The 20,375-nt window shown below is 40.2% G+C and carries 15 protein-coding genes, 5 tRNA genes and 1 pseudogene; 20 read left to right on the top strand and 1 reads right to left on the bottom strand.

Annotated elements, in window-relative coordinates:
• From ACKWB9_RS14055 to ACKWB9_RS13965, 19 genes are all read left to right on the top strand, one after another.
• Complete coding sequence (locus tag ACKWB9_RS14055; RefSeq protein ID WP_414003651.1) at positions 1-1,170, top strand: acyl-CoA dehydrogenase family protein; 1,170 nt, start codon at positions 1-3, stop codon at positions 1,168-1,170.
• Positions 1,171-1,355: 185 nt separating this feature from the next.
• Positions 1,356-1,550, top strand: a complete 195-nt coding sequence (rpsU, locus tag ACKWB9_RS14050; protein WP_047244701.1) for a 30S ribosomal protein S21 — start codon at positions 1,356-1,358, stop codon at positions 1,548-1,550.
• A 101-nt stretch (positions 1,551-1,651) separates the two neighbouring features.
• Positions 1,652-2,545, top strand: coding sequence for a tyrosine-type recombinase/integrase (locus ACKWB9_RS14045; protein ID WP_414003709.1), 894 nt, complete (start codon positions 1,652-1,654; stop codon positions 2,543-2,545).
• A gap of 50 nt (positions 2,546-2,595) precedes the next feature.
• Complete coding sequence (gene hpf, locus ACKWB9_RS14040) at positions 2,596-2,892, top strand: ribosome hibernation-promoting factor, HPF/YfiA family (RefSeq protein WP_414003650.1); 297 nt, start codon at positions 2,596-2,598, stop codon at positions 2,890-2,892.
• 107 nt (positions 2,893-2,999) lie between these two features.
• A tRNA-Thr gene (locus ACKWB9_RS14035) sits at positions 3,000-3,073 on the top strand.
• A 27-nt stretch (positions 3,074-3,100) separates the two neighbouring features.
• Positions 3,101-3,182 (top strand) — tRNA-Tyr (locus ACKWB9_RS14030).
• 50 nt (positions 3,183-3,232) lie between these two features.
• Positions 3,233-3,305: transfer RNA gene (locus ACKWB9_RS14025), tRNA-Gly, on the top strand.
• Between the two features lie 91 nt (positions 3,306-3,396).
• Positions 3,397-3,468 (top strand) — tRNA-Thr (locus ACKWB9_RS14020).
• 55 nt (positions 3,469-3,523) lie between these two features.
• Entirely contained in the window at positions 3,524-4,711 is a 1,188-nt protein-coding gene (gene tuf, locus ACKWB9_RS14015) for an elongation factor Tu (protein ID WP_414003649.1), read from the top strand.
• Between the two features lie 158 nt (positions 4,712-4,869).
• Positions 4,870-4,942 (top strand) — tRNA-Trp (locus ACKWB9_RS14010).
• Between the two features lie 54 nt (positions 4,943-4,996).
• Positions 4,997-5,185 carry a preprotein translocase subunit SecE gene (gene secE / locus ACKWB9_RS14005; protein WP_414003648.1) on the top strand — a complete coding sequence of 63 codons (189 nt, stop codon included), beginning with the start codon at positions 4,997-4,999 and terminating at the stop codon, positions 5,183-5,185.
• 11 nt (positions 5,186-5,196) lie between these two features.
• Positions 5,197-5,748, top strand: a complete 552-nt coding sequence (nusG, locus tag ACKWB9_RS14000) for a transcription termination/antitermination protein NusG (RefSeq protein ID WP_414003647.1) — start codon at positions 5,197-5,199, stop codon at positions 5,746-5,748.
• 67 nt (positions 5,749-5,815) lie between these two features.
• Positions 5,816-6,253, top strand: coding sequence for a 50S ribosomal protein L11 (gene rplK, locus ACKWB9_RS13995; protein ID WP_414003646.1), 438 nt, complete (start codon positions 5,816-5,818; stop codon positions 6,251-6,253).
• Positions 6,254-6,273: 20 nt separating this feature from the next.
• Positions 6,274-6,963, top strand: a complete 690-nt coding sequence (gene rplA, locus ACKWB9_RS13990; protein WP_414003645.1) for a 50S ribosomal protein L1 — start codon at positions 6,274-6,276, stop codon at positions 6,961-6,963.
• Positions 6,964-6,989: 26 nt separating this feature from the next.
• Entirely contained in the window at positions 6,990-7,505 is a 516-nt protein-coding gene (gene rplJ, locus ACKWB9_RS13985; protein ID WP_414003644.1) for a 50S ribosomal protein L10, read from the top strand.
• A 48-nt stretch (positions 7,506-7,553) separates the two neighbouring features.
• Positions 7,554-7,934 (top strand): 50S ribosomal protein L7/L12, encoded by a 381-nt coding sequence (gene rplL / locus ACKWB9_RS13980; protein WP_414003643.1) that lies wholly within the window; start codon positions 7,554-7,556, stop codon positions 7,932-7,934.
• 132 nt (positions 7,935-8,066) lie between these two features.
• Positions 8,067-11,876, top strand: a complete 3,810-nt coding sequence (gene rpoB / locus ACKWB9_RS13975; RefSeq protein WP_414003642.1) for a DNA-directed RNA polymerase subunit beta — start codon at positions 8,067-8,069, stop codon at positions 11,874-11,876.
• Positions 11,877-11,929: 53 nt separating this feature from the next.
• Positions 11,930-16,228 (top strand): DNA-directed RNA polymerase subunit beta', encoded by a 4,299-nt coding sequence (gene rpoC, locus ACKWB9_RS13970; RefSeq protein ID WP_414003641.1) that lies wholly within the window; start codon positions 11,930-11,932, stop codon positions 16,226-16,228.
• 56 nt (positions 16,229-16,284) lie between these two features.
• Entirely contained in the window at positions 16,285-16,602 is a 318-nt protein-coding gene (locus ACKWB9_RS13965) for a DUF3467 domain-containing protein (protein WP_414003640.1), read from the top strand.
• A gap of 37 nt (positions 16,603-16,639) precedes the next feature.
• Here the strand turns inward: ACKWB9_RS13965 and ACKWB9_RS13960 are convergent, their stop codons facing one another.
• A complete protein-coding gene (locus ACKWB9_RS13960; RefSeq protein WP_414003639.1) occupies positions 16,640-18,229 on the bottom strand; it encodes a peptide chain release factor 3 in 1,590 nt (529 codons plus the stop codon).
• 358 nt (positions 18,230-18,587) lie between these two features.
• Between ACKWB9_RS13960 and ACKWB9_RS13955 the strand changes: the two are divergent.
• Positions 18,588-20,375, top strand: a pseudogene (locus ACKWB9_RS13955) (hypothetical protein); the annotation flags it as partial.

The following is a 20,375-nucleotide window of genomic DNA, read 5'->3' as shown; positions in this document are numbered from 1 at the left end:
ATGCAAAGTATGTACTTCACTGAAGAACATCAATTATTTAGACAAAGCTTAAAGGATTTTTTACAAAAAGAAGTAGTTCCCCATATTGAGAAATGGGAATCCACGGGTGCCATTGATCGGTTTATTTGGGAAAAGTTCGGGGAGATGGGTTATTTTGGTTTGGCAACCCCTGAAACCAATGGAGGTTTAGGATTGGATCTTTTCTATACCGTTATTTTGCTTGAAGAACTGCAGAAAATCAATTCAGGTGGTTTTGCTGCTGCAATTTGGGCACACGCCTATCTCGCAATGACCCATTTGAACAAGAATGCTAATGATGCACAAAAAGACACATATTTAACGCCTAGTGTCAATGGTGAGAAAATAGGATGTTTAGGGATTACGGAGCCTTTTGGTGGTAGTGATGTAGCGGGAATGCGAACAACGGCTACGCGCAAGGGAAATTCTTATATTATAAATGGTTCCAAGACTTTTATTACCAACGGGGTGTATGGTGATTATATAATCCTGGCTGCCAAAACAGATCCGGCCGCAGGAAATAAAGGTGTTAGTATGTTTATCGTGGATCTTGATAGTCCGGGGGTTTCCGCCAATAAATTGAACAAATTGGGTTGGAGGGCATCCGATACGGCCGAGTTGGCTTTTGATAATGTAGAAGTTCCTGCCGCTAATTTAATGGGTCGGGAAGGAAAGGGATTTGCCTTTATAATGGAAGCCTTTGCCTTGGAGCGTTTAATAATGGGGATCAATGCCCATGCCAGGGCTGAATATGCATTGGAATATGCACTTCAATATATGTCCGAACGGGAGACCTTTGGAAAACCAATTGACCAATATCAAGCTTTGCGTCATCGTTTTGTTGATCTGTATGCCGATTTGGAATTGTGCAAACATTATAATTATGCCGTTGTGGACAGAATGGATCAGGGCGATTACGTTGTTCGGGAAACCACCATATCAAAACTGAAATCGACTAAAATGGCGGACGAGGTTATTTATGACTGTTTGCAGTTTCTTGGTGGATATGGTTATATGGAAGATTATCCAATGGCCAGACTATTACGTGATAGCAGATTAGGCCCTATTGGTGGTGGTACTAGTGAAATTTTAAAAGAGATTATCGCTAAAATAGTTATAGATAAGAAGGAATATCGTTCCCCCAGATCCTGATATGTCCTGGAATTTTAGCGAAAACCGTTTTTCCGGTTCGCTAAAATAGTTTTTGGGGGTGTACCATGTCCTAATCTTGGATTACAAATAGGGAGTTCAAAAATATTTTTGATGAATTGGGTGGGGATTAATTTATTCGTTTTATATTTGCAGCCCTAATCACTAAAGAAAGGAGGTTGTAGCCAATGTTAATAATACCAGTAAAAGAAGGAGAAAATATAGATAGGGCTTTAAAGCGCTTCAAGCGAAAGTTTGATAAAACAGGTACGATGAGGCAGTTGAGAAAACGTCAGCAGTTTACAAAACCTTCAGTAGAACGTAGAGCGCAAATACAAAAAGCACAATATATTCAAGGTTTAAGAGATCAAGAAGAGATTTAATTTTTGATTCGAATAAATTATAAAATCCCTTTCGATAACTATCGAAAGGGATTTTTTTATGTCCGATCCTAAAACGAAAATTAAGTTTGGTAACTTTGAGTATGGTAGTAGAACAGTTTATTTCATATCTCTCCTTGGAAAAGAACTATTCCGTACATACGGTAGGTGCCTATAGGAAGGATATTGAAGGCTTCCAGCAATTTTGTTCAAAAAATTACAATGAGGAAGATATTGCTAAAATACCCTATAGCGTGATAAGAAGTTGGGTAGTATCCATGTCGGGGAATGCTATTTCCAATAGGACCATAAATCGGAAAATAGCTTCACTTAAAGCATATTATAAGTTTCTTCAGAAAATAGGCGATATCGAAATTAGTCCATTGGCCAAACACAAAGCATTAAAGACCTCAAAAAAAATTGAAACCCCCTTTTCCGAAAAAGAAATGGAGCAGGTGCTGTTTTCAATAGTATATGCCGATGACTTTGAAGGTAAGCGGGATAGACTTATAATTCATATCCTATACGGTACGGGGATGCGTAGGGCGGAACTCATAAACTTGAAGTTGGCGGATTTTAATCTGTCCGCCGATACCATAAAAGTGCTGGGAAAAAGAAATAAGGAGCGCATGGTACCTATGTTGGAAGAAACAAAGGAATTGCTTATGGATTATCTGGAAGAACGAGATAAACTTCAAAAAGGATCAGGTGCAAATTTTGTTTTTCTGTCAAAATCGGGGAATAAAATATACGAAACCCTTGTTTATAGAATTATTAATAAGTACTTTAGAGAGGTGTCCACAAAGACAAAAAGGAGTCCACATATTTTAAGGCACACCTTTGCTACGCATCTTTTAAACAAAGGTGCGGATTTGAATTCGGTTAAAGAGTTATTGGGCCATTCAAGTTTGGCCTCTACTCAGATTTATACACATAATAGTATAGCGGAACTAAAAAGGGTGCATGCGGCATCGCATCCAAGGAATAAAGAAAAGTAATTGTATTTGTATAACCTGTCTTAATTATTAAGACCTTAAAATTTCAACCTATGAAAGTAAATGCACAATCCGTGAATTTCAATGCAGATGTAAAATTGATTAATTTCTTACAGAACAGATTGGATAAGTTGGAGACTTTTTACGATAAGGTCATAAGTTCCGATGTTTATCTTAAAGTTGAAAATACAAGTGCAAAGGAAAATAAGATCGTGGAGATCAAGGTGAATGTGCCCAAAGATAAGTTCATTGTTAAAAAGCAATGCAAATCTTTTGAAGAAGCGGTAGATTCGGCCTGTAATTCATTGGAACGAAAGTTGATAAAAAGAAAGGAAAAATTGCGTTTATAGATCTAAGTAAAATTTTTTAAAATTTATTTTGATTAAACAAATAAATCAATACATTTGCAGTCCGTTAGAAATAGCGGACTTTTTTATGCTTAAAAAGTGTAAAAATTGCCGATGTAGCTCAGCTGGCTAGAGCAGCTGATTTGTAATCAGCAGGTCGTGGGTTCGAGTCCCTCCATCGGCTCGAAAGTTCTGAAAATACTGGTTATCGGGGGAGATACTCAAGCGGCCAACGAGGGCAGACTGTAAATCTGCTGACTATGTCTTCGCAGGTTCGAATCCTGCTCTCCCCACTTTAACATTAAGAAGGTGGTATTGAATTGAAATATTGATAATAAAATAAGCGGGAGTAGCTCAGTTGGTAGAGCGTCAGCCTTCCAAGCTGAATGTCGCCGGTTCGAACCCGGTCTCCCGCTCAAAATTTGAAGTTTAAGGTTTCAAGTTGTAAAAGTTTAAAGTTCGATGGACTAGCTTGCAACATTAAACTATGAACCTGAAACACAGCATGCCGGTGTAGCTCAGGGGTAGAGCGTTTCCTTGGTAAGGAAGAGGTCACGAGTTCAAATCTCGTCATTGGCTCAATTAAGGTATAAATTTGTACACTAATATAAACTAAGATTAAAATTCAATAAAAATGGCAAAGGAAACTTTTGATCGTTCCAAACCGCACTTAAATATTGGTACCATTGGACACGTAGATCACGGTAAAACTACATTGACTGCTGCTATTACTACAGTATTGGCAAATGCAGGTTTGTCTGAGCTTAGAAGCTTTGACTCGATTGATAATGCCCCTGAAGAAAAAGAAAGAGGTATTACGATCAACACGTCTCATGTTGAGTACCAAACGGCTAACCGTCACTATGCGCACGTTGACTGTCCTGGTCACGCGGATTACGTAAAGAACATGGTTACCGGTGCTGCCCAAATGGACGGTGCTATCCTTGTTGTGGCCGCTACGGATGGTCCAATGCCTCAAACCCGTGAGCACATCCTGTTGGGTCGTCAGGTCGGTATTCCAAGAATTGTTGTTTTCTTGAATAAAGTTGACATGGTGGATGATGATGAGCTTTTGGAGCTAGTTGAAATGGAAGTAAGGGAATTGCTTTCTTTCTACGAATATGATGGGGATAATGGACCTGTGATTTCCGGTTCTGCCTTGGGTGCATTGAACGGTGAGCAAAAATGGGTTGATACGGTTATGGAATTGATGGCCGCGGTCGATGATTGGATCGAGCTTCCAAAAAGAGATGTGGATAAGGATTTCTTGATGCCTGTTGAAGATGTATTTACCATTACTGGTCGTGGTACAGTTGCTACGGGTCGTATTGAAACTGGTATTGCAAATACAGGTGATGCTGTTGATATCATTGGTATGGGGGCCGAAAAATTAGCTTCTACCATTACAGGTGTTGAAATGTTCCGTAAAATATTGGATAGGGGTGAAGCTGGTGATAACGTAGGTATCTTGTTGAGAGGTATTGAAAAATCGCAAATTAGCCGTGGAATGGTAATCTGTAAGCCAGGTTCCGTTAAACCGCATGCTAAATTTGAAGCAGAGGTATACATCTTGAAAAAAGAAGAAGGTGGTCGTCATACACCGTTCCATAACAACTATCGTCCTCAGTTCTATGTTAGGACAACGGATGTAACAGGGAACATTGCACTTCCTAGCGGAGTTGAAATGGTTATGCCTGGTGATAACTTAACGATTACCGTAGAATTGATTCAGCCTATTGCATTAAGTGTAGGTCTGCGTTTTGCTATCCGTGAAGGTGGTAGAACGGTAGGTGCCGGTCAGGTAACCAAGATTTTGGATTAATATCTTTCGGTATTAAAATAGTGTTACATCTAAAGGGTGTCCGCCATTGGCGGATACCTTTCGATGTAAATATAAAGGAGTGTGCTTTTAAAAAGTTTGCTCATCATAATGAAGATGCGATTCTCTTGATGGTTATCGGGAGATAGTACATTGTAAAAACGGGTGTAGCTCAGTTGGTAGAGCACTGGTCTCCAAAACCAGGTGTCGGGAGTTCGAGTCTCTCCTCCCGTGCTAATTTTAAGTAAAAGATGTAAACCATCTGAAGCTAAATTAAAAACAGTTGAAATGTTAACATATATAAAGGAATCTTACGAAGAGTTAAGGAATAATGTAACATTGCCACCTCGTGCGGAGTCTTCAAACTTAATGGTCGTGGTTGCTGTTTTTTCTATTTTGTTCGCTCTTGCTACGTGGGGTGTGGACACTGTTTTCAGTAAGATTATAAAAGTGTATTTCAATTACGTCCTAAACTAATTTTGATCACTATGTCAGAAGTATTGGAAAAGAAATGGTATGTGGTAAGGGCTGTTAGCGGTCAGGAGAATAAAATCAAGGGCTATATTGAGAGTGAGGTGGAGCGTCATGGTTTTTCCGATTATTTAGAAGATGTTCTGGTTCCGACGGAAAAAGTTATCCAGATAAGGAACGGGAAAAAGATGAATAAGGAAAGGGTTTACTTTCCTGGATATATTATGATAAAGGCCAATTTGGGAGGGGAAATGATTCATATTATTCGTTCCATTACCAATGTAATTGGTTTTTTAGGTGAGACAAAGGGAGGTGATCCCGTACCCTTGAGAAAATCAGAGGTAAATAGAATGCTCGGTAAGGTTGATGAGTTGGCCGTGAATACGGATAGTGTGGCCATACCTTTTGTATTTGGGGAGACCGTAAAAGTAATAGATGGTCCATTTAATGGTTTCAACGGTACGGTCGAAAAAATTAATGAAGAAAAGCGTAAGCTGGAGGTAATGGTGAAGATTTTCGGAAGAAAAACACCATTGGAACTCAGTTATATGCAAGTAGAAAAGATTTAAAGATAATTGTTACATATTTAAAAGTTGTGTTGCTTCCATTGACACACTTTCAATTTAATTTTAAACAATGGCAAAAGAAGTAGGTAAAGTAGTTAAGCTACAAGTTAGGGGAGGTGCAGCGAATCCATCGCCACCGGTTGGACCCGCCTTAGGTGCTGCCGGCGTTAACATCATGGAGTTCTGTAAGCAATTTAATGCACGTACGCAGGACAAACCAGGTAAGGTTTTACCAGTTGTTATCACGGTATATAAGGACAAGTCTTTCGACTTTGTCGTAAAAACACCACCAGCGGCAGTTCAGCTATTGGAAGCAGCTAAGATTAAAAAAGGATCTGGCGAACCTAACAGAGTAAAATCAGGTAATGTTACTTGGGATCAGGTGAAGACCATCGCAGAGGATAAAATGGTAGATTTAAACGCATTTACCATAGAATCCGCAATGAGTATGGTCGCTGGTACAGCTAGATCAATGGGTCTTAAAGTAGCAGGAAAAAGACCTTTTTAAAATCTTATAAAGCAATTTAAATGGCAAAGTTGACAAAAAAGCAAAAAGAGGCCCATTCCAAAATTGAAAAGGATAAATTATATTCCTTGGAGGAGGCTTCAGCTTTAGTAAAAGAGATAACCAATACAAAATTCGATGCATCCATAGATATCGCTGTTCGTTTGGGGGTAGATCCTAGAAAAGCGAATCAAATGGTTCGTGGTGTGGTAACCTTACCACACGGAACAGGTAAGGATGTTAAGGTTTTGGCTTTGGTAACCCCGGATAAGGAAGCGGAAGCAAAGGATGCTGGTGCGGATTATGTTGGGTTGGATGAATATTTGGAGAAAATAAAAGGCGGTTGGACAGATGTTGATGTTATCATCACAATGCCAAGTGTCATGGGTAAATTAGGACCTTTGGGCCGGGTTTTGGGACCAAGGGGTTTAATGCCCAATCCAAAGACGGGAACCGTAACCATGGATGTCGCCAAAGCGGTATCCGAGGTTAAAGCGGGTAAAATTGATTTCAAGGTAGATAAAACCGGTATCGTTCACGCCGCTATTGGAAAGGCTTCTTTTTCTTCCGATAAAATTGCGGGTAACGCTAAAGAGTTATTGGATACATTGAATAAAATGAAACCTACGGCCGCAAAGGGTGTGTATATGAAAAGTATTTTCATGTCCAGTACCATGAGTCCCAGTGTTCAATTGGACCCAAAATCAGTTTAATATACTGCTAGTTAATAATTTATATTATGACAAGAGAAGAAAAAGCAACGGTTATACAAGATTTGACTGCGCAGTTGGCGGATAGCTCTACAATATATCTAACAGATATTTCCGGTTTAGATGCCGGAACTACTTCAGATTTGAGAAGAGCTTGTTTTAAGGCCAATGTTAAACTGGCGGTAGTTAAAAATACATTGCTTGCAAAGGCAATGGAAGCCTCTGAAAAGGAGTTTGGAGAGCTTCCGGAAGTGTTAAAGGGAAATACCTCTTTGATGTTTTCAGAAGTTGGAAACGCTCCTGCAAAATTGATCAAGAACTTCAGAAAGAAGTCGGATAAACCTTTATTAAAAGGTGCTTTTGTAGAAGAGGCGGTTTATATAGGTGATGAAAACCTGGATGCTTTGGTAAGCATTAAGTCTAAAGAAGAGATGATTGGCGAAATAATCGGATTGTTACAATCCCCTGCCAAAAATGTTATTTCTGGACTTAAATCCGGTGGAGGTAAACTGGCCGGGATCCTAAAGACATTATCCGAAAAATAAGTACGCACTAAAAACTAAATATTTTAAAATTTTATTAAACGATAGAAAATGGCAGATTTAAAAGATTTCGCAGAACAATTGGTTAACCTTACGGTAAAAGAAGTAAATGAGTTGGCCGATATATTAAAAGAAGAATATGGTATTGAACCAGCTGCTGCCGCAGTTGCAGTTGCCGCTGGTGGTGGAGCTGCCGAAGGCGGTGAAGCTGCTGAGGAGCAAACAGAATTCGATGTAATTTTGAAAGCGGCCGGAGCTTCCAAATTGGCAGTCGTTAAATTGGTTAAGGAATTGACTGGTTTAGGATTGAAAGATGCTAAGGATATCGTTGATAGCGCACCTAAAGCTGTAAAAGAAGGTATCGCTAAAGACGAAGCTGAAGGAATCAAAAAATCTTTGGAAGAAGCAGGAGCGGAAGTTGAGCTTAAATAAGAACAACGACCATAGCACATTTGGTTTAGGTCTTTTCGCTTTTTAGCGGTTAGACCTAAGCCTTTTTATAGAATTAAGTGTATTAAGAAATGCACTACCCATTAGTACTCACGATCAAAACACTGTCCGTAGATGTTCACAAATCAGACTGAAAGAATAAATTTCGCTTCGGCCAAGAATACTCCAAACTACCCGGATTTCTTGGATATTCAGATTAAATCCTTTCAAGACTTTTTTCAGCTTGAAACCAAATCTGATGAAAGGGGCAATGAAGGTTTGTACAATACCTTCATGGAAAACTTCCCGATAACTGATACCAGAAATCAGTTTGTACTAGAATTTTTAGATTATTTCATAGATCCGCCAAGATATTCCATTCAAGAATGTATTGAAAGAGGTCTTACCTATAGCGTTCCTTTAAAAGCGCGGTTAAAATTATATTGTACCGATCCGGAACATGAAGATTTTGAAACCATTGTACAGGACGTATATTTAGGTACCATTCCCTATATGACCCCTAGTGGTACATTTGTCATCAATGGTGCCGAACGTGTTGTTGTATCCCAATTACACCGTTCTCCAGGAGTTTTCTTTGGCCAGTCTTTCCATGCCAATGGAACTAAATTGTATTCTGCCAGGGTAATACCGTTCAAAGGTTCTTGGATAGAATTTGCTACCGATATCAATGGCGTAATGTATGCCTATATCGATAGAAAGAAAAAATTACCGGTTACTACCTTGTTCAGGGCCATTGGTTTTGAGCGCGATAAGGATATTTTGGAAATCTTTGATCTTTCGGAAGAAATAAAAGTTTCCAATGCCGGACTTAAAAAAGTAATGGGCCGTAAATTGGCCGCTAGGGTCTTGAATACCTGGCACGAGGATTTTGTGGATGAAGATACAGGTGAAGTAGTTTCCATTGAACGGAATGAAATTATTCTGGATAGGGATACCATTCTTGAAAAAGAACACATTGCCCAAATTATTGATGCGGATGTAAAGACCATTCTTTTACACAAGGAAAATAATGCGCAATCGGATTATGCCATTATTCATAATACACTTCAAAAGGATCCTACCAACTCTGAAAAAGAAGCGGTAGAACATATTTACCGTCAGTTACGTAATGCGGAACCACCAGATGAGGAAACCGCACGTGGCATTATAGATAAATTGTTCTTCTCCGATCAACGTTACAATTTGGGTGAAGTTGGACGGTATAGGATGAATAAAAAGTTAGGGTTGGATATCGGCATGGACAAGCAGGTCCTGACCAAAGAGGATATCATCACTATAATCAAGTATTTGATCGAGCTGATCAATTCAAAAGCTGAGATTGATGATATTGATCACCTTTCCAATCGTCGTGTGAGAACAGTAGGCGAGCAATTATCCTCCCAATTTGGCGTTGGGTTGGCACGTATGGCACGTACTATTCGTGAGCGAATGAACGTTCGTGACAATGAGGTGTTTACACCCATTGATTTGATCAATGCAAAGACCCTGTCTTCCGTTATCAATTCATTCTTTGGTACCAACCAATTGTCCCAGTTCATGGATCAAACCAATCCATTGGCGGAAATAACACACAAAAGAAGGTTGTCGGCATTGGGACCAGGTGGACTTTCAAGAGAAAGAGCCGGTTTTGAGGTTCGTGATGTCCATTATACACATTACGGTCGTCTTTGTCCGATTGAAACACCTGAAGGGCCCAATATTGGTCTGATTTCATCACTTTCGGTATTTGCCAAAGTGAATCCTATGGGATTCCTGGAGACACCTTATAGAAAAGTGGATAACACTAAAGTAAATACGGAAGAGTATATATATTTGAGTGCCGAAGAGGAAGAAGGAATGAAAATAGCGCAAGCGAATATTCCTCTGAAGGAAAACGGACAGATTGATACGGATAAGGTAATTGCAAGGGAAGAAGGGGATTTCCCGGTAGTAGATCCTTCCGAGATTCAATATACGGATGTTGCCCCGAATCAAATTGCCTCAATATCGGCCTCTTTGATTCCTTTCTTGGAACATGATGATGCCAACCGTGCCTTAATGGGATCTAACATGATGCGCCAGGCAGTTCCATTGTTAAAACCCCAGTCCCCAATTGTAGGTACCGGTTTGGAAAGGCAGGTTGCCTCGGATTCCAGGGTGCTGATCAATGCGGAAGGTGATGGTGTAATAGAGTACGTAGATGCCGAAAAGATTACGATAAAATATACACGTACCGATGCTGAACGACTGATCAGTTTTGATGAGGATGAAAAGACGTATTCTCTTGTAAAATTCAGAAAAACCAATCAAGGTACAAGTATCAACTTGAAACCGATCGTTCAACGTGGCGATAAGGTGAAGAAAGGCCAGGTCCTTTGTGAAGGTTATGCTACCGAAAAAGGAGAATTGGCATTGGGTAGAAACCTTACGGTGGCCTTTATGCCATGGAAAGGGTATAACTTTGAGGATGCTATCGTTATCTCCGAAAAGGTGGTACGCGAGGATATTTTTACCTCCATCCATGTAGACGAGTATTCGTTGGAAGTTCGTGATACGAAACTGGGAGCGGAGGAATTGACACATGACATTCCGAATGTATCCGAAGAAGCTACCAAGGATCTGGATGAAAACGGAATGATCCGTATTGGTGCGGAAGTAAAGCCCGGAGACATCTTAATAGGTAAGATTACGCCTAAAGGAGAATCCGATCCAACACCCGAAGAAAAATTACTTAGAGCTATTTTTGGTGATAAGGCGGGAGATGTTAAGGATGCCTCATTAAAAGCCTCACCTTCGTTACGTGGTGTGGTTATTGATAAGAAGTTATTTTCCAGATCCGTAAAAGATAAACGTAAGCGTTCCGAAGATAAAGAGGAACTCTCAAAATTGGAATTGGAATATGAAGTAAAATTCCAGGAACTAAAGGATATTCTAGTTGAAAAACTGTTTGCGCTCGTCAACGGAAAGACATCCCAAGGGGTATTGAACGATTTAGGTGAGGAAGTTTTACCAAAAGGTAAGAAATACACCATGAAGATGTTGAACTCCGTAGATGACTTTGCGCATTTGGTAGGTGGAAGCTGGACAACGGACAGTACGACCAATGCTTCTGTTGCGGATTTGCTTCATAACTATAAGATCAAGTTGAACGACCTTCAAGGAAACCTGAGAAGGGACAAGTTCACGATTTCCGTAGGAGATGAATTACCGGCAGGAATCATGAAACTGGCCAAAGTGTATATTGCCAAAAAACGTAAGTTAAAAGTAGGTGATAAAATGGCGGGTCGTCATGGTAACAAGGGTATCGTATCCAGGATCGTACGTCAAGAAGATATGCCGTTCTTGGAAGATGGGACCCCTGTGGATATTGTATTGAATCCATTAGGTGTACCTTCCCGTATGAACATTGGTCAGATATATGAGACCGTATTGGGCTGGGCAGGATTAAAATTGGGCAGAAAGTATGCGACACCGATTTTTGACGGAGCTACACTAGAGGAAATCAATACGTTTACGGACGAAGCTGGAATCCCAAGATACGGTCATACCTATTTATATGATGGAGGTACGGGTCAAAGATTTGATCAGCCCGCAACCGTAGGAGTTATCTATATGTTGAAATTGGGACACATGGTAGATGATAAGATGCATGCACGTTCTATAGGTCCTTATTCATTGATTACACAGCAACCATTGGGTGGTAAGGCTCAGTTTGGTGGTCAACGTTTTGGAGAGATGGAAGTTTGGGCATTGGAAGCTTATGGAGCTTCCGCTACCTTACGTGAAATTCTTACGGTCAAGTCTGATGATGTTATCGGAAGGGCCAAAACATATGAATCCATTGTAAAGGGCGAAACAATGCCGGAACCTGGTTTACCAGAATCTTTTAATGTATTGATGCACGAACTTAAAGGTTTAGGTTTGGACATTAGACTTGAGGAATAGGAATAGTCAAAAGGCTATTAAAACAAAATTATAATCAGTATCAGCACGCTATTATGGCAAGAATTAAAGATAATAATCCAATAAAAAGGTTTGATAAAATTTCTATCGGATTAGCTTCCCCGGAGGCAATTTTGGCAGAGTCCAGAGGTGAAGTTTTAAAACCGGAAACTATTAATTATAGAACGCACAAACCAGAACGTGACGGTCTTTTCTGTGAGCGGATCTTTGGCCCGGTAAAAGATTACGAATGTGCCTGTGGAAAATATAAGCGTATCCGCTACCGTGGTATTGTTTGTGATCGTTGCGGTGTTGAAGTAACGGAGAAAAAAGTCCGTAGAGATAGGGTAGGGCATATTAACTTGGTCGTTCCCGTTGCACATATTTGGTATTTCCGTTCGCTTCCCAATAAAATAGGATACCTACTTGGGCTGCCGTCCAAGAAATTGGATATGATTATTTACTACGAACGCTACGTAGTTATCCAACCAGGTGTCGCCAAAGGACCTGAAGGAGAGGAAATCAATAAAATGGATTTCCTGACGGAAGAGGAATACCTTAATATTTTAGAATCTATTCCACAGGAAAATCAATATCTGGAGGACACCGATCCCAATAAGTTTATCGCTAAGATGGGTGCCGAATGTCTGATCGATCTTTTAGGTCGTATCAATTTAAAGGAACTTTCCTACGATTTAAGACATAAGGCGAATACCGAAACTTCCAAGCAGCGTAAAACAGAGGCGTTAAAACGTCTTCAGGTGGTTGAGGCGTTACGTGAGTCCCAGGACAATAGGGAGAATTTGCCCGAATGGATGATTATGAAGGTGATTCCCGTAATTCCACCCGAATTGCGCCCATTGGTTCCGTTGGATGGAGGTCGTTTTGCCACTTCGGATTTGAACGATTTATACAGAAGGGTAATCATTAGAAACAATCGTTTAAAACGATTGGTAGAAATTAAGGCACCCGAGGTCATCTTACGTAATGAAAAACGTATGCTTCAGGAAGCCGTAGATTCGCTTTTTGATAATACCAGAAAAGCTTCGGCCGTTAAAACAGAATCCAACAGACCATTAAAATCACTTTCGGATTCCTTAAAAGGAAAACAAGGGCGTTTCCGTCAGAACCTTTTGGGTAAACGTGTGGATTATTCGGCACGTTCGGTAATTGTCGTTGGACCGGAAATGAAACTATACGAATGTGGTCTTCCAAAAGACATGGCCGCAGAACTGTATAAGCCTTTTGTTATCCGTAAGTTGATAGAAAGAGGTATCGTTAAAACAGTAAAATCGGCCAAAAAAATAATCGATAAAAAAGAGCCTGTAGTATGGGATATCCTTGAAAACGTATTGAAAGGGCACCCGGTATTATTGAACCGTGCCCCTACATTGCATAGACTGGGTATTCAGGCCTTTCAACCAAAATTGATAGAAGGTAAGGCCATTCGACTTCACCCATTGGTATGTACGGCATTTAATGCGGATTTTGATGGGGATCAAATGGCGGTACACTTGCCATTGGGACCTGAAGCAATTTTGGAAGCGCAACTATTAATGTTGGCCTCGCACAATATTTTGAACCCGGCCAACGGTTCGCCAATTACAGTACCCTCCCAGGATATGGTATTGGGTCTTTATTATATGACCAAGGAACGCAAGTCAACTCCCGAAGTACCTATAAAAGGAGAAGGATTGACCTTTTACTCGGCAGAAGAAGTGGAAATCGCCTTTAATGAGGGCATGGTAAATCTTAATGCAGGGATTAAAGTACGCGCCAAAGATTTTAATGAAGAGGGCGAGTTGGTCAATAAAATTATACCGACCACAGTAGGTAGGGTACTTTTTAATATGGAAGTACCGGAAGCTGCCGGATATATCAATGAGGTATTGAACAAAAAATCCTTACGGGATATTATTGGAGGTATATTGGCGGTAACAGATGTGCCTACTACGGCCGATTTCTTGGATAAGATCAAGACGATGGGATATGAATTTGCCTTTAAAGGTGGACTATCCTTTAGCTTGGGAGATATTATTATTCCAAAGGAAAAGCATGATATGATCGCCGATGCCAACGGTCAGGTAGATGGTATTATGACCAATTATAATATGGGTCTTATTACCAATAACGAGCGTTATAATCAGGTAATCGATGTTTGGACATCAACAAACGCTATGCTTACAGAATTGGCCATGAAACGTATTCGAGAGGACCAACAGGGGTTCAACTCGGTATATATGATGTTAGATTCCGGGGCCAGGGGTTCTAAAGAACAGATTCGTCAGCTGACCGGTATGCGGGGATTGATGGCCAAACCTAAAAAATCCACTGCCGGCGGTGGTGAGATTATTGAAAACCCAATTCTTTCCAACTTTAAAGAAGGGTTATCCATTTTGGAATACTTTATCTCTACGCACGGTGCCCGTAAAGGTCTTGCGGATACAGCTTTGAAAACTGCTGATGCGGGATACTTGACAAGACGTTTGGTAGACGTTTCGCAGGATGTTATCATCAATATCGAAGATTGTGAAACATTAAGAGGGGTAGAAGTGGCATCTCTTAAGAAAAATGAAGAAATTGTTGAGACCTTGGGAGAACGGATTCTTGGTCGTGTTTCCCTACATGATGTATATGACCCCATAACGGAAGAGTTACTTTTGGAAGCGGGTCAGGAAATTATGGAAGCCGATGTTAAAAAGGTAGAAGCATCCCCCGTTGAGAAAATAGAAGTACGTTCTGCATTGACGTGTGAGGCACAAAAAGGAATTTGTGCCAAGTGTTACGGTAGAAACCTATCTACCAATAAAATGGTACAAAGAGGTGAGGCCGTTGGTGTTGTAGCTGCCCAATCCATTGGTGAACCAGGAACACAGCTAACCTTGCGTACGTTCCACGTGGGTGGTATTGCAGGTAACATTTCCGAGGAGAATAAATTGGAAGTGAAATTCTCCGGTGTTGCCGAGATCGAGGATTTAAGAACGGTTAAAGGAGAAGATGCCGAGGGTAAACCAGCGGATATTGTAATATCCAGAACCTCGGAAATCAAGGTGGTAGATGCTAAGACCGGTATTGTTTTAAGTACCAACAATATTCCTTACGGCTCACAGATCTTCGTAAAAGATGGGGCTAAAATTAAAAAAGGAGATGTAGTATGTACATGGGATCCATATAATGGTGTAATTGTTTCCGAATTTCCAGGAAAAATCGCTTATGAAAATATTGAGCAAGGGGTCACCTATCAAGTTGAGATCGATGAACAAACCGGTTTCCAGGAAAAAGTAATTTCCGAATCCAGGAACAAGAAGTTGATTCCGACCTTGTTAATACAGGATGGCAAGGGCGAGACCCTGCGTTCATACAACTTACCGGTTGGATCGCATATTATGGTAGATGATGGTGATAAGATCAAAGAAGGTAAGATTTTGGTGAAGATTCCACGTAAATCCGCTAAAGCAGGGGATATTACAGGAGGTCTCCCAAGAGTTACCGAATTGTTCGAGGCTAGGAACCCTTCTAACCCGGCGGTTGTTTCCGAGATTGATGGTGTAGTTTCTTTTGGAAAGATCAAAAGAGGTAACCGAGAGATTATTATCGAATCCAAATTGGGCGAGATCAAGAAATATTTGGTGAAATTGTCCAATCAGATCTTAGTACAGGAAAATGATTACGTTAGGGCCGGAATGCCATTGTCCGATGGTTCTATTACACCAGAGGATATTTTGGCGATCAAAGGGCCGTCTGCCGTACAACAATACTTGGTGAACGAAGTTCAGGAAGTGTACCGCTTGCAGGGTGTAAAAATTAATGATAAGCACTTTGAGGTTGTTGTAAGACAAATGATGCGTAAAGTAAGGATCGAAGACCCGGGAGACACCATCTTCTTGGAAAATCAGTTGATACATAAAGATGATTTTATCCGTGAGAACGATGAAATTTTTGGAAAGAAAGTAGTGATGGAAGCCGGTGATTCCGAAAATTTAAAAGCAGGGCAGATTGTTAGTCCACGGGAGTTGAGGGATGAGAATTCCTTGTTGAGGCGAGCGGACAAGAATTTGGTCGAGGCCAGAGATGCCGTAGCAGCTACGGCAACCCCAATATTGCAGGGTATTACAAGGGCATCGCTCCAGACCAAGTCGTTCATATCCGCGGCATCTTTCCAAGAGACGACCAAAGTATTGAACGAAGCTGCGGTAAGTGGTAAAGTGGATACCTTGGAAGGTCTTAAGGAAAATGTAATCGTAGGACATAAGATTCCGGCAGGAACCGGTATGCGGGACTATGATAATATTATCGTAGGCTCCAAAGAGGAATATGATGAAATCATGGCCAGAAAAGAGGCTTTGAAATTCTAAATTGTAAACCCCCTTGATTGGGGGTTTATTTTTCCAATAAAATAAATGTTGAAGCAATGAGCGAAAAGAAAAATCAAAATCAACAACAACAGATCAATATAGAATTGGATGAGAAAACCGCTGAAGGAATTTATTCCAATTTGGCGATAATCAATCATTCCGTTTCAGAATTTGTTGTCGATTTTATAAGTATGATGCCTGGTGCCCCAAAAGCCAAGGTAAAAAGTAGAATTGTCTTGACACCCCAACATGCGAAGAAGTTTTTAAAAGCTTTAAGCGATAATGTAAACCGTTTTGAAAAAGCGCACGGGACCATAAAGGATTATGAACAACCACCTATTCCCATGAACTTTGGGCCTACAGGTGAGGCATAATAAAAAAACCGGCTGATTATTTTTTCAGCCGGTTTTTTTAATCGAATTCTGAAGTGAAATGAAGTTTTACAGAAGGATATTTTTGTTGGGTCATTTGTAGGGAGAATTGGGAGTCGGCCAGAAAAACAAGTTTTCCCGATTTGTCCTTGGCCAGGAATTTTTGCTTTACTCTTATGAATTCTTTGTATTCCTCATCTTTTATATCCACGGTTCCTACCCAACACGCCTTGTAGACCGGGAAATTCTCATAAGAACATTTAGCTCCGTATTCATGTTCCAGTCGGTATTGGATAACCTCAAATTGGAGTGCGCCGACCGTACCTATTATTTTTCGTCCGTTTAGTTCCAGGGTGAACAATTGGGCTACTCCTTCATCCATCAACTGATCGATTCCCTTATAAAGTTGTTTTGCCTTCATGGGATCAGCATTGTTAATATACCTAAAGTGTTCAGGCGAAAAACTTGGAATCCCCTTATAATGGAGTACTTCGCCCTGTGTTAAGGTATCACCGATTTTAAAGTTACCGGTATCGTGAAGCCCAACAATATCACCGGGATAGGAGATGTCCACGATTTCTTTCTTTTCGGCAAAAAAAGCATTGGGGCTGGAGAACTTTAACTTCTTTTCCTGGCGGACATGCAGGTATGGTTTGTTTCGTTCAAACGTTCCAGAAACAATTTTCACAAAGGCCAGTCTGTCCCGGTGTTTGGGATCCATATTCGCATGGATTTTAAAAACAAACCCCGTCATTTCTTTTTCATTGGCAGTAACAAGCCTTTCCTCGGCCATTTTAGATTTGGGAGCTGGTGCTATTTCAATAAAACAATCCAACAATTCCCGTACACCAAAATTATTAAGGGCAGAACCAAAGAAAACCGGTTGTTGTTTTCCCTCTAGATAAGATTCCTTATCAAATTCAGGATAAACCCCCCGGACCAGATCCAAATTTTCCCTTAAATCCTTAGCAGCGTCCGAACCAATAATTTCCTCTAATCCAGGATTTTCAATATCATCAAAAGCGATGGTTTCCTCAATGTTCTTCTTATTATCACCGCTAAAGAGGTTAATGTTCTTTTCATAGATATTGTAAATACCCTTAAAGTCATACCCCATACCGATCGGAAAACTAAGTGGAGTAACGGACAGTCCCAATTTTTGTTCCAGTTCATCCAAAAGGTCAAACGCATCCTGTCCTTCCCGGTCCAATTTATTAATAAAAACAAGCATGGGTATATTACGCATTCGGCATACCTCTACCAATTTTACGGTTTGTTCCTCTACCCCCTTGGCAACATCAATAACTACAATAACACTGTCAACGGCCGTCAAGGTCCTAAAGGTATCTTCGGCAAAATCCTTATGTCCTGGGGTATCTAGAATATTTATTTTCTTATCCCCATAAATAAATGCAAGAACAGAGGTTGCAACGGATATTCCACGCTGGCGTTCAATTTCCATAAAGTCACTGGTGGCAGTTTTTTTAATCTTATTGTTTTTGACCGCTCCGGCTTCTTGAATGGCACCTCCAAATAATAATAATTTTTCCGTAAGTGTTGTTTTACCTGCATCGGGGTGGGATATTATCCCGAAAGTCCGCCTTTTTTCTATTTGCTGCTCAAAAGTCATTCATTAAAATTTGTGCAAAAATAGGGTAATTGATCGGTATCTGAATAAAACATAAGAACCTCTCGATGTGAATATGGTTTCTATGGTCGATTAAATAGATTTCAGCATTTTTTTTGATAATTTCTTAGGGTTTTGCCGCCCCTATTCACCAAAATATGCATACATCAATAAACGCCGATCAAGTAGTTTAACGAATTATTTTACTATTCAAAGCCTTTATTGTCCGAATGGGGTATTAAACAATTTGAGTATTGTAATTTTAAAATTATCTTGCGTGATATTTTCATAAGAGCCCCACATCTTACGACAATATTGTACTACATGCCATGGTGATTGGTTGAAATAAAACTATTCATTTATGGGAAAACTTAGATTTGAAAATTTTAGCATCAAAACAAATGTGGATTTCAAACTCATTTTTGTTTTATGCTTATTTTTTTCTTTTTTTAATCTGCTTGAAGCATCATCTTTTAAAAACATTTCGGTTAATACTGTCTTGTTATCAAAGTCCATAGTAAAGGCGTTTTTACATGAAGATGATGACTTTAGTTTTAATAAAATCGATAACACATACAAAGTATTGAATGCCGATAGATGTGGAAATTATGACCCAGCGAACTTTTGGTTTTCTGAGCTAGGTTTTTTTGCATCAGATGATATTCATGAGCTTATGTTTAAGGAATTGGAAGATGGAACAGCTTTAATAACAGGTAAGACAAAATCTGGCAATTGTATTGCTGAATTACACATAGTTTTAAAGGAAAAAAAAGATTGGTCAACTTGGAAGTCGCACGGTGGTGAATTTAAAAATGAAGGTTGTTCAGAAGCAAATGCACAATCCTTAGATTATTATAGAATTGATGACAATCAAAGTTATATTTCTATTACGGGTTCTCAGTGTGGTTATGAGGGTACCTTTAAAGTATCTAATAGACCTGATTTAGAAGATTCAGATACCCCTAATTATGGGGTTCAAGTAGGTGAAGGAGGAGCACTGTTTGATTCTGATGTTAATGCTGATGGTTTATCAGGTTGGGGGTGGATGGGTCCTAAAGGTGATGAAAAAAGATGGCGAGTAGATTTTAATTTTCTTTTAGATAACAAATCCGAAGATAATAATGATTCTATTAATAATATAGATACCGATGGTGATACTATTCTTGACAGTGATGATATAGATGATGATAATGATGGAATTTTAGATATAATAGAGTGTCCGCCATCATTTTCATTTGTGAAAATAGCACCGTCAGATTTTAATTTTCCAAGCAGAAGTATAAATCTATCTTCAACAACGAATGATATAAGTTCAAAATTTGGTCTTCCAGATGGTAGCGTATTAGTCAATGTTTCAGGTGCAAATACTAGAAATGGTGAATTTGTTGTGCAAAAGAATCATCCGGTTAGATTTGAATTCTCGGGAAAAGTTCCTGTAATAGTTAAAGCAACTCATTCGATAAGACTATCTGCTATGAACAAGGATGGTATAACTGCTTTGGATGGAGTAAATTATAATTTTTTATCACAGCTTGATTCTGGAGTTATTCAGGAAATAAATAATAATGATTTTTTTGTCACCAATACCACTCCTTCAGCTATATTTAATTCAGAGAATTATGAATGGCAGTCGTTATCGACGGTCTCAGGCATAAAATTTTTCACAACAGACGTTACTTTTAAAAACTTCATTAGATTAAACGTAATGCCATTTGTTTGCCTGGACAGTGACGGCGATGGCCGCCCCGACCACCTGGACATCGACAGTGACGACGACGGTATCCCCGACAACGTGGAGGGGCAGAGCACTGCGGGCTATATCGCCCCTAACGACGACGATGCCGCGACCTATGCGTCCAACGACGGTGTGAACAGTGCCTATATCGGCGGGCTGGACCCGGTGAACACGGACGGCGGGGACGATCCCGACTACCTGGACGACGATAGCGACAACGACCTTGTTGCGGACAACAACGAGGGGAACGACTTCGATTTCGACGGTGTCCCGGACCAGTCCTTTACGGGCACCGACACGGACGACGACGGACTGGACGACGGTTACGAGGGCGGCGATGTGGATGACGGCTACGATGTGAACGACGAGATCGACGACCCTGCCAATGACCTTCCCGATACCGATGGCACGGAG

The organism is Maribacter spongiae, assembly GCF_047345125.1.
In the GTDB taxonomy this organism is placed as follows: Bacteria; Bacteroidota; Bacteroidia; order Flavobacteriales; family Flavobacteriaceae; genus Maribacter.
The sequence above is the reverse complement of the archived record's forward strand: the minus strand, read 5'-3'. Positions and strand labels throughout refer to the sequence as shown.